The sequence below is a fragment of the Vibrio thalassae genome (genome assembly GCF_900089835.1).
In the GTDB taxonomy this organism is placed as follows: domain Bacteria; phylum Pseudomonadota; class Gammaproteobacteria; order Enterobacterales; family Vibrionaceae; genus Vibrio; species Vibrio thalassae.
Genome location: NZ_OANU01000074.1, coordinates 1 through 12,690, shown reverse-complemented (window position 1 = coordinate 12,690; position 12,690 = coordinate 1). Strand labels below are relative to the sequence as shown.

Here is a 12,690-nt window from a genome sequence, read left to right as displayed (position 1 = left end):
TGGCTTTTTTCAACCAATCCAAAGGGAGCTGATGCGAGCGCGATGCTTTATAGCATCGTCGAGACAGCGAAGGTCAACGGTCTCATCCTCTACGATTACATGGTTAAATGCATGCAAGAGCTGGCGAAAGCAGAGCCAAATATCGATGCGCTCCTGCCCTGGAACTTCAAACACTAACAATATCGCCCCGTGGGTTTATGGGGCGGATACCGAATAATAGGAAAAATCACCGTTTCTCTCTTATTCTGAATTAAGAACTTTAATAACACCATTGTCACTAGAACTTACATTGAGATCATAGAGGAGCGTATATGGGACAACTCATAGTAAAAGTTATTGTTCCTGCCCAAATGCATACCGGAATGATGATGGTACCCGACCCTATGCCACAATACATTGGTACCCAATCGCAGCTACTCAATGGCACACTACCGCCAGTCATAGCCGGAGCAACTGTGATAGGCGGTAAAAAGTTAGGAAACAAGTGGATGGGATGTACTTATATGAAAGCGCCATACGTCATTCCTGGGTTTGCAGAGGCTGAAGAAATACCCTCTTAACACTACCAAGCTGTCTGTCGCCGGCGAGAATTTCGGTACTTGCCGCAATAAGCGGTAAGTACCGAAAAGATGTTAGCCGTTGATGGCGTTAGCTCTCCCACAGCCCTTTAGCATCAGAGAACATAGATTTAAACCACAGCACCACTGTGTCCCACGCACGTTTGAAGATGGATCCCTGTTCCACATTAGACATGGCGATAAGTGGCTCCGAAGCGATTTCATCATTGCCGACACTCCAGGTGACATTACCAATGATATCCCCTTGCTTCACTGGTGCGATCAGCGGTGCGTAAATCTCGGTTTGTTTGGCGACACCGCGGCTATTACCTCGTAAATAGGTCGCGAACACATCATGGTCAAAGCCAACGTCAAGGTTAGCATTTTCTCCTTTCCAAACTCGGATTGTCGCTTCACTCTCATCAGCAACCGCTAATTGATCGGTTTCGTAGAAGCGGAAGCCATAATTGAGTAATTGCCTTGAAGCTTCAACACGTGTTTGGGTACTTGGCGCCCCCATCACTACAGAGATTAAACGCATTTGCCCTTGAGTTGCCGAACTGACTAAGCTGTATCCTGCTTCTGAGGTATACCCTGTTTTCCCTCCATCGACATCCAGAGAATTGTCCCAAAGAAGTCTATTTCGGTTGTACTGTTTTATGTCTGCCCAAACAAAACGCTTTTCAGAATAAATCTTGTATACCTCTGGCACATCCTCGATGATCTTTCTCATCAAAATCGCCATATCGTGAGGCGTTGTGTGAATCCCTTGTCCATCAAGACCATGAGCATTGATGAACTGCGTACTGTTCATGCCAAGATTTGCCGCCCACTGGTTCATTAGCGCAACAAAACCACTTTCTGTACCCGCGACGTGTTCCGCTAAAGCAACCGCGGCATCATTGCCCGATTGCACAATCAAGCCACGAAGCAGATCGGCAACAGTGACGTTGTCACCTGGCTTAATGAACATCTTCGAAGAATCAGGAAATTTGACGGACCAAGCGTTCTCACTGACCGATACTTGACTGTCCCATGACGTCCGCCCGTTCTCTATCTCTTTCCCGACGACATAAGCGGTCATTAATTTGGTTAAGCTTGCTGGAGCCAGCGCTGCGTTTTGATTTCCCCCTACGATGATGGCGCCAGATTGGTAATCCATCAAAACATAGCCTTTGGCATTCAATGCAGGTGGATTTGGTGTCACCAACGCCGCAACAGACACCGATGAACTTAAAGCTAAAGACGCAAACATCAGTGACATCGTTTTATTCATCTCACGGACTCCTTATTCTGTGAGCACTCCTCCTACCTACCGATTCAGGGAATCTTGACGACGACTCGTCTCTTAAAGCATCGGTATCAAAGCGGAGCAGAAAGATTTCTTTCCCCCTACCCACAAACTAGAATAATATTCGCAAGTTAGCTCAGAATTTTTGTAAGATTTATTACAGCATCTCGACATTGAGTGTTGGGGATTTTTCCTATGCTAATTATCTCTTATCTCCTAGCACTCGCACCTTTACCTACCTCACGTTTTCTATATCGTCTTATAAAGAATGGTGACATTTGCTATACCAACAATCCGTTTAAACAGCACACTCGCTATACAATTTTTCGCTAGTACACAGCGAATTTTCGCCTGTTGCCCACATACTTTGTAACAATGCACCACTTAAAATTTCTCGCAATAAGGTCAATTTGCGCCAATGCCTTCTTTACCCATCATATTGGGTAAAGACTTCAATGCCCACCCAGCTCAATTTACATCGTGACAGGAGAGCTTAGACCGCTTAAGGCATCTTCCTGTTGCCACTTATCAATGACCAATGATGCGACTAAATCCCCCTCTACGTTTACCGCCGTTCTGAACGTATCCAAAGGACGTTCGATAATGAGCAGAATGGCGATAGCTTCAAGAGGTATACCCGCAGCAAGGAGCACCATTTGCATACCCGACATAGAACCTGAAGGCATGCCTGGCGCACCAACAGATGAGATCATTGCCATAATAAAGATCATCACTAAGCCAGTTGTGGTCAGGTCGACCCCAAACAATTGTGCTAAGAAAATCGCAGCAACGCCCTCAAATAAAGCCGTGCCGTCCATATTCATCACAGCCCCTAGTGGTAGCACCATACTGCTTGTACTTTGCGATACGTTCAGTTCCTGCTCAGCAACTTGCATTGACAGTGGTAACGTTGCCGAACTGGATGACGTGGCAAATGCCATCGCCATTGGTGCAGAGATCGCTTTAAACAAGGTTCTAAAACGGATTCCCGTTACCAACTTGGCAATGGATGGCAACACAACTGCGCCATGGAAAACCGTCAATGCGAACACCAGCAAAGCGAATAAGAACAGTTGATGAAACAAGCCACTGTTACCGTTGCTGGTAAACTCAAATACGATAGAGAATACCGCGATTGGCGCCAACTTTATGATGCCACTAACCACCGTATTGACGGCTTTGTTCAGTCCAGACAACGTCTCAAAGATACTATGTTTCTCTGGTAGCGAGAACAGTAACGCAATCCCCAGTAAAAATGAGAATGTGACAATCGCAAGCAAGTTACCTTGCGCTAAAGCTGCTACAGGATTAACCAACGCCATACTCAATAGTTTCCCTGCGATGGCACCACCCGTTGTAGCCTCTGTATCAATAAGCTGAACATGGCTTTCTAGCGGCACATGACTGGCGAGTGGCTGCCAAGCGGGTAATAACAGCGAAGCGCCAAGACCTAAACTGACTGCGATAAGTGTTGTAAACGTATAAAACAGGAGTGTGCGTCGTCCGATGGTTTTCAGTTTTACCGTCGAACCAATACTGGTAATGCCTTGCAACAGCGACAGCATAACGACAATACCGACGACCATTTTTAATAAGCCAATATAGGTGGTCTTACCTAACATAATCAGCTGATACCAACTCGTCTGAGTCAAGTTACTCGGTAACGGTAGAAAGGTCGCTATACTCCAAGCGAGAAACGCAGCAAACAACAATTGCAGTGGTAAAGAAAGACGCAGTTTTGCCCACATAATGGTGATATCCATAAACAATGAAACGAGTAAAGAGAAGGCGTATTGGCCTTCTCATCTTTGAACCTTGGTGCTATTGACAATTAAGAGATGTTATTTCTATAAAAAGGATTCAAAGTACTTTTTAGTCGCTTCAGAACCACCAATGCTGTGACTCGACCCCAACCAAATAAGATACGCTGATGAAGTCTGAAAATGGTATCGTAGAGATTGCGAACTAATCGCCCACGTAAAATCAGTTTATTGTTCATCAAAGTACCCACCGCATAGTTGTGGCCTACCGCGATAACCATTCCACCGTCTTTGAAAATAAACGGCTTAATGGATTTGCCTTTCAGCAATCGTTTGATCTGATTCGCTAAATGTCCTGCAGCTTGATTCGCTGCCTGTGCGCGAGGCGGGACAAAACTGCCGTAGGGCTGAGGACATTCCGCACTATCACCAATCACGAAAATGGCATCATCAAGAGTGGTGACTAAGTTAGCGTCTACTTTTAATTGATTTAGCGCGTTGGTTTCTAGGCCATCAAGCGTTGCCAGCCATGGTGCACACTTAATTCCAGCCGCCCATAGCTGCAAATTAGCGTTAATAACTTCACCGCTATCAGTCACCAATTTACCTGCTTCGGCACGTTTAATACGAGTCTCTGTTTTCACTTCGACACCATTTTTTACCAATGCCTTACGCACTTTCTCTGACATGCACTCTGGGCCAGCAGGCAAGACTCGATTTGACGCTTCAATCAAAGTGATGGTGAGATTCATGTCATGACGATAACGCGTCAGTTTTTGACTGACTTTTGCCAATTCAGCAGCGAGTTCTACTCCGGTTGCTCCAGCACCGACGATGGAGATTCTTTGCTCACCTTGTGCACGTAACAATGGATTGATTTGATCCCATGCTTGCTGTGCTTGCAAAGCAGAGTCTAAAAATAGGCAGTGCTCACTCACACCTTCCGTTTTGAAATCATTACTCACCGCACCAACAGCGATCACTAAATAATCGTAAGCCAGTTCTGAGACCATGCCTTGTTGATCTTGAATCTCAACGGTCTTTTGACCTCGATTTAGCGATTTCATCGATGCCTGAACGTATTGATATTGATTGTAATAGCTATGTTGCAAATAGCTCACCGCATCAAGCTCCGAGTCAAAAGTACCAGAAGCAATTTCATGTAAACGCGGTTTCCAATAATGGTGACTAGTCGGCTCTACTAGCACGACCTCGTGTTGTCCTGAACGGCCAAAATTCTTCCTAAACGAGTAACTAATTCAAGGCCAGCTGCACCGCCGCCTACTACCACGACTTTTGACATCGTACGCTCCAAAAACTGTGCAACTCATCAAGGTTGCGCTTTAATACCAGCAGTTCGCACAAACCATAAGGTGTGAATGCAAACAGAATGGCGACATTGTATTGGAACTGTTTATTATGATAATCCAGCCAAAATCATATTAACTTATACAATATTGTAATAATGAACTGACATTGGGATTATTTGTGTGAAAAGGCGTTGGTGGTATCAGCAACTCATTCGAGACAAAAAACAAGTCAATCAAGCACGTTTAATCTACCCCAAAAGTAGCATTTTAACCTAGGGTCGACTGACTTATCATCCGCGCGGTTGATTCATTGATAGGTTGTCTATGTCCGTTAAGCCAAACCTCGCAGATGCGACTTTACAGCTGATTGCTGATGTAAAAAGTCAATTACCGCTTTATTCTGAGGATACGTTCATCTGTGGCCCCGATAATTCTTGTATTGGCTGTCCGAAGAAACTCATGGAATTAGTGGAAACTGAAGTCAGTTATTGGGAATCGGCATTATCACGTGGAATTGCCCCCAACTTTGAAGAGCTCAGAAGATTTGGCAAACTGTGCTTTAGTGTAAAACGAGGACTGGTTCGAAACGGTCTGGTTAGTTGACCACTCTCACTTGCCTTGCCCAATGGTTTTGTCACACGGATGTGAATATCACCTTCGTACCTTTTTATTGATTTTCTCTCCCCCCTCTGCACTGACAAATAAAATACCAGCATCTTGAAATTAAATATCTTGTTTTCCGGTCTTGTGCTTTGAACCGATATTTTTTGGTTGACCTCAATAGATAGCCTCTAGACTATTGATTATCATGCCTCAACCTGTAGTATCAATTATTAATTACAAGGCAAGGTTCGCCACAAACAGCATAAAATGGATAACATAATGAATAATAAGATGTTCAAATCTGCAGTGCTTTCTACTCTTGCAATGACGGCTTCCTCATGGTCAACCGTTGTCTCCAGCGAAACATTTGACAACACTCAATGGAATTCCGTCTTAGAACAAGCCAATGGACAAACCGTGTACTTCCACGCTTGGGGGGGGAGCCAAGAAATTAACCGCTACCTTCAATGGGCGGGGAAGGAACTGAAAGATCAATATGGCGTCAATTTTAACCATGTTAAAGTGACAGATATTGCCGAAACTGGCTCTCGCCTACTCGCAGAAAAAGCCGCTGGAAAACATGACGGTGGCAGTGTCGACATGGTGTGGATCAATGGTGAAAACTTTAAGTCCATGAAAGACAATGCCTTACTTTACGGACCTTTTGTTTCCAACTTGCCGAATTGGCAATATGTCGATAAGTCCCTCCCTGTTGACAGCGATTTTTCAGAACCCACCGAAGGACTTGAAGCCCCTTGGGGAGTAGGTCAACTCGTGTTCATCCACGACAAACAAACTCTCAATAACCCACCAATGTCTTACATGGAAATGCTTAATTACGCTAAAGCATTCCCAAATAAACTCAGTTACCCTAAACCGCCGGAGTTTCATGGTACGAGCTTCTTAAAATCTCTGTTAATCGATCTGACAAAGAACGACCCTGCTCTTGCAAAACCGGTGTCAGACGCTGATTTTCAGGGCGTCACTAAACCTCTTTGGGACTATCTCGATGAGTTTCACAAGGTTGCATGGCGAGGCGGGAAACAATTCCCTGCTGGTACTGCTGAAACCATACAGCTGCTCGACGATGGTCAAATTGACCTCGCGATCACTTTCAACCCAAACGCGGTCTACTCTGCTCAAGCAAATGGTAACCTAAGCGATACCACTACCGCCTACGCCATGAATAGTGGCGCATTATCTAACATCCACTTTCTGGCAATCCCTTGGAATGCCAATGCTAAAGCTGGGGCGCTTGTAGCCATTAACTTTCTCTTGAGTCCAGAAGCGCAATCGCGCAAAGGTGATATCTCAATTTGGGGGGATCCTTCGGTACTGAATAAACAATACCTGACGGGCAGCGCAGCAAAAACTCAGCAATTTAAGTCAGTTGCCGAGCCTCATCCAAGTTGGCAAAGTGCACTTGAGCAAGAATGGCTTAAGCGCTACGGCAGCTAACCACTGACGAGATAGAGAAGATTATGCTTAGACTGTTGTACGTCTGTTTAGTCGTTGTCTGCATTTTCCCTACCGTACCGGGTTTTCTTGGGGTGATGCTGTCCTCGTTAGGGTACATCCCCCCTTTGGGTCTGTATCATTTTAATTTAGCCGGCTTTAGTCAGGTCTTTGCATGGCAAGGGGTAGAAACCTCTATCTTGCTAACGTTCAGTTCCGCGCTTTTAAGTAGTTATCTGGCTTGCTTTTTGTCTTTTGCCATTATTGCCTCATGTTGGAATAACCGTTGGTGGAAGCGAATCGAATTATCGCTGTCGCCTCTGCTTGCTCTGCCTCACGTTGCCTTTGCTATCGGCTTTGCTTTTTTGTTCTCCCCGACAGGATTTGGTGCAAGAGCATTGGTCGACCTTTTGGGGGTGGATCTCAGCGCAAATTCTGCCACTTCTGCATGGCTAATAAAAGACCCATACGGTGTTGGTTTGACATTGATGCTCGCACTCAAGGAAGTGCCGTTTATATTGCTGATGAGCATTCCAATATTGCGACAACTCAGAGTGCATAAGTCACTGCGCATCGCTACATCACTTGGATATACGGAAAGTGCAGCCTGGTGGAAGATAATACTGCCACAATGGTTTACTAAAATTCGCTTCCCAATGTTCGCGGTCATAGCGTATAGCTTATCCGTCGTCGATGTTGCTTTGATTGTTGGGCCAACAAATCCACCGACGTTCGCCGTTTTAGTTTGGCAATGGTTTAATGACCCCGACCTGAGTTTGCTTCCCCGTGCCAGTGCTGGTGCTGTGGTGTTGTTTGCTATCGCCTCGGCATTGATTGGCCTAGCTCGTCTAATCGAACATATTGTGGTTGACGCTTGCAATCACTGGCAATATTCAGGGCGTACATCGCTACGTATTCCCGGTAAAGCAATGTTCGTAGTGCTGGTCTCCATTGTTTCCGCCATGGTACCGCTGACGATTGTTTGGACATTTGCCCAGCGCTGGCGGTTTCCTGACGTCTTGCCAAGCCGTTATACGTTGCGTTTTTGGGAATATGAATGGAATGGTATTTTTGAAGTGATGGCGCAAAGCTTATCCATAGCACTTATCTCGGCCACTATTGCGCTTTTGCTTGCCATTGTAGGACATGAATATCGCAATAAATATCGCTTACATATTCCCGGTTACGTCATTGCGATTCCAATGCTTTTACCGCAACTGAGTATTCTATTCGGGTTGCAGGTTACCACGTTATTGCTCAGTGACTCGAGTTACTTATTCTGGGTTTGTTGGTCACATGTCTTCTTCTCATTCCCATTTGTTTTCCTTGCTCTTGATGGTCCATGGCGCGGCTTCAATAGTAAGTTTATCCAAGTATCACTCAGCCTTGGTAAGAGCCCTATTCATACATGGTTGCACATTAAGCTGCCGCTACTTTTCCCTGCGATGGTATTCGCGTGGGCAGTAGGGATAAGTGTAAGCCTTGCGCAATACTTACCTACTCTGGTACTCGGCGCTGGTCGCGTTGCGACCGTCACCACCGAAGCGGTTGCCCTGTCGAGTGGATTCGATCGGCGAGTCACCGCCATCTATGCACTCTTCCAAGCGTTACTACCACTGCTGTTTTTCTCGATTGCCGTGTTGGTCAATCGCTTTCACACTCGTTATCGACGAATTAAGATCAAAGGACGTTTATTTAATGACACTATCGCTGGCAAACCTCACCATCCGTAAAAAGGAAGGTGAGGCGCTGTTTTCTGACTGCAGTTTCAATGTAAAACAGGGCGAAATATTGACGCTAATGGGGCCAAGCGGGTGTGGAAAATCCACTCTGCTCGATGTTATTGCAGGCCATCTTTCGTCTGAGTTTGTATATCAAGGACAAGTACTACTTAATGGCAAACGCATCGATACGTTAGAGCCACACAAAAGGCAGGTGGGTATTTTGTTTCAGGACGATCTGTTGTTCCCACACCTCAGTGTTTGGGAGAATCTCGCTTTTGCGCTACCCGATCGATTTAAAGGTGCAGAGCGACAGGCGCAGGCGATGTACGCGCTAACTAGTGTCCAACTCGATGACGTAGCTAGCCATTACCCAGAGCAATTATCCGGAGGACAACGCGCCCGAATCAGCTTAACGCGAATGCTACTTGCCGAACCAGGAGCAGCGTTGCTGGATGAACCATTTAGTAAACTCGATAAAGAGCTACGTGTTCAGTTTAGAGATTGGGTGGTAGACCAACTTCGCACGGCCAACATTCCTACGTTAATGGTGACTCATGATGAGGACGATATTCCTGATGGTAACCAAGTCCTCAAATGGCCTTGGGAGAGTGCAGCATGCTAGACAGCCTTAGTATCAAAGTCATTCGCTGGCCTTTATCTCAATCGGCTCGTGTGCTTAATCGATTCGGCGTCACCGCCAATCAAACCACACTATTTGGTTTTGCTCTAGGTTGCCTGGCTTTTCCAGCTTTGGCGTTTGAACACTATTCCATTGCTCTAGTATTCATCTTACTCAACCGAATTTGCGACGGCCTCGATGGCGCTTTAGCGCGCATTCAAGGCATTTCAGATGCCGGCGGGTTTTTAGATATTAGCTTGGATTTTTTATTCTACTCATTGATACCGTTTGGTTTTGTTATTGCTAACCCTGAGCAAAATGCCATTGCTGGTGCGTTTTTGATCTTCTCTTTTATCGGCACGGGAACCAGCTTTTTGGCATTTGCCGTAATGGCAGGTAAACGTGGCATTGAAAATCCCGTTTATCGGAACAAATCTCTGTATTACATGAGCGGCCTGACTGAAGGCACTGAGACCATTGGTTGCTTTGTATTACTGTGCTTATTGCCTGAGCATTTTGCAACCATCGCTTTTGTCTTTGGTGCCGCGTGCTGGTTTACGACCTTCACACGTATTTACTCAGGGTTCCACACATTGCGATAAACATTACTCAAATCAAATTAGATCTCGCTTTGATTGTGGTACATTCACCATTAGTTATTTCGGTTAATACGATGAAAGGATCGATATGTCTTCAGACTACTTTGGAACCAGTGCAGCCTACGCACGAAAAGAGAGTGATTACCGTGAAAAAGCGCTAAAGCTTTATCCGTGGGTATGTGGTAGCTGCGCAAGGGAGTTTGTGTATTCAAACCTGAGAGAGTTAACGGTTCACCACAAAGACCACGACCATACTAACAATCCCGAAGATGGCAGCAATTGGGAACTCCTGTGTTTGTATTGTCATGACCATGAACACTCAAAGTACACTGAACACGAACTTTACGGCAGTGAGATTAAGCCAGGCGAAGACAACCATCAAACTGCGACGCACAATCCGTTCGCTGATTTAGCCAATATGATGAAGAAAAAATAGGCCTTCGACGCAAAACAACGTCAGGACTAATCCTGACGTTTCTCTTTACTCCATTGAACACTCAATCCCACTCAGAGCAAAGTTTGGATCGGCTAATCCCCAAACCGTCTTGTTTGATATAGGCACTAGAGCGGAAGATAAATGCGGTCGTATCCAGCGCTCAACTTTCTGGCGCAAAAGTTTTTAGCACAGAACTCACGATAAGCTCGACCTTTTCTTGCAGCGTTTCCTCATCGGGTTTAGAGCCAAGGTCAAGCACTTGCGGCCAAAATAGTAACCCTTGAAGCACACTAAGATAAAAACTGGTTATCGTTTGAGCATCTTTAGCACACAACTTTCCATCATCAATGGCCTGCTCAAACCAACGTGTCACTGCACGAGTTTCATAGATTCGCTGGCTCATATTCTTAGCCAACTCAGGCTGACGGAAAAACTCCATAATAATCGTGCGTGAAAATGCGATGCCGTAAACATCATAAGACACATTAACTTCGTTAAATGTAATCGCCGTTAACTGTTGCTGTACGCTTCTATCACTGTGATAAGGGTAATGCCCTGCTCGTTCTACGCCATCCTGTACAATTGCCAAAACCGCCTCAAACAAAACCTCTTTACTCGCAAAGTGACGATACAGGGTTCGCTTAGAGACTTCTGCCGAAGCACAGACATCGTTCATATTGGCAGCCATAAAACCATTCTCAATAAACTCTTTTTTTGCGGCGTCAAGTATGGCTTTTCGCTTTTGTTCTGAACGAGTCATTTGTTCTCTCCTAGTGGTTTGGTGCCGAGTCTAACAAATCGAACACAATAGGTAAACCTTTAGGTTTACTTTTAAAAAAACCTAAAATAAAATTCGCAAAATAAACTCATGAGTTTACCTTTGCCGAGGTAAACCTCACTGTATCTACCTTCTTCTTTGGAGAACAACGTGAACGATAAACGCACTGCCACTTTTAGTAACATGCCAAAAGTAATGGCATGGGTTATTGGCATCGCTCTAACTGGATTGCTTGTAACAGGCTGTAACTCCCAATCAAAACCAGAGGAAACGGCCATTGTCGTCAGACCCGCTCTCGTGGAACAAGTCTCTACGCAACGCAACGATCATTTAAGTTTCAATGGCGTCGTTAGAGCTGCGGAGCGCGCAGATTTATCATTTCGCATCAACGGTCGGCTCACAGATATACTGGTTGAAGAAGGCGATCGAGTCGTGCGTGGTCAACTACTCGCTACATTGGATTCAAAAGACGCAGAAATAGCTTTAGCTTCTGCCGAATTAGAATTGAATAATTTGGCCGCTGAGTACAAAAGAGCTCTGACTATTTATGAGAAAAGCAACGCCATTTCTAAGAGCAGTCTTGATGAGTTAACCACCCGTTATAACTTGGCACAAAATCGTCGTGATGAAGCGCTGCGTCAGGTGGAATACACCAAAGTTGAAGCGCCTTTTGATGGCATAATAGGACGCAAATGGGTCGACAACCACATGCAGATCCAAGCGAACGAAGCCATATTTACCTTGCATGATCTCGACACGATGGAGGTGGTCATTCATATTCCTGACAATGTGATGATGTCGGGACTGAAAAGCACCAAAGCCATCGCTGAAATTACCGCCATTCCTTCACAGGAGTTCGATCTAAGCTTAGAAACTCATGCGACTCAAGCGGATCCTGTTAGTCAAAGCTACGCGGTGGTTTTGCGGTTTGATGATTTAAAAGGGTTTCGATTATTACCGGGCATGACCGCAAAAGTCAGTCCCGTCGACGATCACATTGTCTCAGAAAGCCAATACATTACGCTGCCAGTCACTTCTGTTGTTCCTGATAACCAAGGTAAACAATTCGTGTGGTTAGTGAACGACAATAACCTTATCACTCGTCGTTATGTACAAGTGGGCGCACTTAGCCAAGATCGATTGGAAATCAGCCAGGGGCTGACTGTGGGTGAGTCAGTGGTCATCGCGGGTGTTTCTAGCTTGCATGAAGGTATGGAAGTGCGTCCAGTGCTGTCTGTCGGCAATGGCAGTCAAGAGGTTCAACAATGAACATTGTTCGTTACACCATCGCTAAACGCACCAGTGTTTGGGTGTTAATCGCTCTGACGTTACTGGGGGGATACATTAGCTAACCTGAGATCGGTTTAAGCCATCGCCATCAATCCTGTCTTTTCAGTGTTTGTGATGTTGAGTGATGGCTTTTCTGGTTTCAGACAGTAAGCGATTAGTCCGCCAAGTAAATTCAACATAAAACCATGTAAGCTGCGATGCCTTGAGTGCTCTATTTGAGATATATTCTTTAATTGGTCATTAATCGTTTCAATAATGAACCTTTTTG

Annotated in this window: 13 protein-coding genes and 1 pseudogene; 9 read left to right on the top strand and 5 right to left on the bottom strand. The window is 45.3% G+C overall.

All coding sequences use genetic code 11. The features are described from left to right. Positions 1-177, top strand: a 177-nt coding sequence (locus VTH8203_RS17665) for a transposase domain-containing protein (protein WP_167385841.1), incomplete at its 5' end; no start/stop codon positions are given. Between the two features lie 134 nt (positions 178-311). Continuing rightward, positions 312-560 carry a hypothetical protein gene (locus VTH8203_RS17660; RefSeq protein WP_096994849.1) on the top strand — a complete coding sequence of 83 codons (249 nt, stop codon included), beginning with the start codon at positions 312-314 and terminating at the stop codon, positions 558-560. Between the two features lie 88 nt (positions 561-648). Here the strand turns inward: VTH8203_RS17660 and VTH8203_RS17655 are convergent, their stop codons facing one another. The 3 genes and pseudogenes from VTH8203_RS17655 to VTH8203_RS17645 all read right to left on the bottom strand — a co-directional run bounded on the left by VTH8203_RS17655 (position 649) and on the right by VTH8203_RS17645 (position 4,911). Beyond that, the gene (locus VTH8203_RS17655) at positions 649-1,833 is read right to left on the bottom strand and encodes a D-alanyl-D-alanine carboxypeptidase family protein (RefSeq protein ID WP_096994848.1); all 1,185 of its coding nucleotides are present in this window, start codon (positions 1,831-1,833) and stop codon (positions 649-651) included. A 488-nt stretch (positions 1,834-2,321) separates the two neighbouring features. Further along, positions 2,322-3,596: a dicarboxylate/amino acid:cation symporter gene (locus tag VTH8203_RS17650; RefSeq protein WP_096994847.1), complete on the bottom strand. Its 1,275-nt coding sequence runs from the start codon at positions 3,594-3,596 to the stop codon at positions 2,322-2,324. Positions 3,597-3,679: 83 nt separating this feature from the next. Then, a pseudogene (locus tag VTH8203_RS17645) lies at positions 3,680-4,911 on the bottom strand (NAD(P)/FAD-dependent oxidoreductase). A 331-nt stretch (positions 4,912-5,242) separates the two neighbouring features. Between VTH8203_RS17645 and VTH8203_RS17640 the strand changes: the two are divergent. The 6 genes from VTH8203_RS17640 (at position 5,243) to VTH8203_RS17615 (ending at position 10,354) form a co-directional block, all read left to right on the top strand. Beyond that, a complete protein-coding gene (locus tag VTH8203_RS17640) occupies positions 5,243-5,521 on the top strand; it encodes a hypothetical protein (protein WP_096994846.1) in 279 nt (92 codons plus the stop codon). Positions 5,522-5,800: 279 nt separating this feature from the next. Continuing rightward, positions 5,801-6,979 carry an ABC transporter substrate-binding protein gene (locus VTH8203_RS17635; protein ID WP_167385840.1) on the top strand — a complete coding sequence of 393 codons (1,179 nt, stop codon included), beginning with the start codon at positions 5,801-5,803 and terminating at the stop codon, positions 6,977-6,979. A gap of 23 nt (positions 6,980-7,002) precedes the next feature. After that, the gene (locus VTH8203_RS17630) at positions 7,003-8,709 is read left to right on the top strand and encodes an ABC transporter permease (protein ID WP_096994845.1); all 1,707 of its coding nucleotides are present in this window, start codon (positions 7,003-7,005) and stop codon (positions 8,707-8,709) included. Beyond that, positions 8,675-9,322 (top strand): ATP-binding cassette domain-containing protein, encoded by a 648-nt coding sequence (locus VTH8203_RS17625; RefSeq protein WP_096994844.1) that lies wholly within the window; start codon positions 8,675-8,677, stop codon positions 9,320-9,322. Before VTH8203_RS17630 ends, VTH8203_RS17625 begins: the two co-directional genes overlap by 35 nt. After that, positions 9,316-9,921 carry a CDP-alcohol phosphatidyltransferase family protein gene (locus VTH8203_RS17620; protein ID WP_096994843.1) on the top strand — a complete coding sequence of 202 codons (606 nt, stop codon included), beginning with the start codon at positions 9,316-9,318 and terminating at the stop codon, positions 9,919-9,921. Before VTH8203_RS17625 ends, VTH8203_RS17620 begins: the two co-directional genes overlap by 7 nt. Positions 9,922-10,006: 85 nt before the next feature. Next, complete coding sequence (locus VTH8203_RS17615; protein WP_096994842.1) at positions 10,007-10,354, top strand: YajD family HNH nuclease; 348 nt, start codon at positions 10,007-10,009, stop codon at positions 10,352-10,354. Positions 10,355-10,514: 160 nt separating this feature from the next. Here the strand turns inward: VTH8203_RS17615 and VTH8203_RS17610 are convergent, their stop codons facing one another. Next, the gene (locus VTH8203_RS17610; RefSeq protein ID WP_096994841.1) at positions 10,515-11,114 is read right to left on the bottom strand and encodes a TetR/AcrR family transcriptional regulator; all 600 of its coding nucleotides are present in this window, start codon (positions 11,112-11,114) and stop codon (positions 10,515-10,517) included. Positions 11,115-11,315: 201 nt separating this feature from the next. Between VTH8203_RS17610 and VTH8203_RS17605 the strand changes: the two genes are divergently transcribed. Further along, a complete protein-coding gene (locus VTH8203_RS17605; protein ID WP_096994850.1) occupies positions 11,316-12,401 on the top strand; it encodes an efflux RND transporter periplasmic adaptor subunit in 1,086 nt (361 codons plus the stop codon). 95 nt (positions 12,402-12,496) lie between these two features. Here the strand turns inward: VTH8203_RS17605 and VTH8203_RS17600 are convergent. Next, positions 12,497-12,690: transposase (locus tag VTH8203_RS17600; RefSeq protein WP_279627160.1), on the bottom strand; the 194-nt coding region annotated here is incomplete at its 5' end.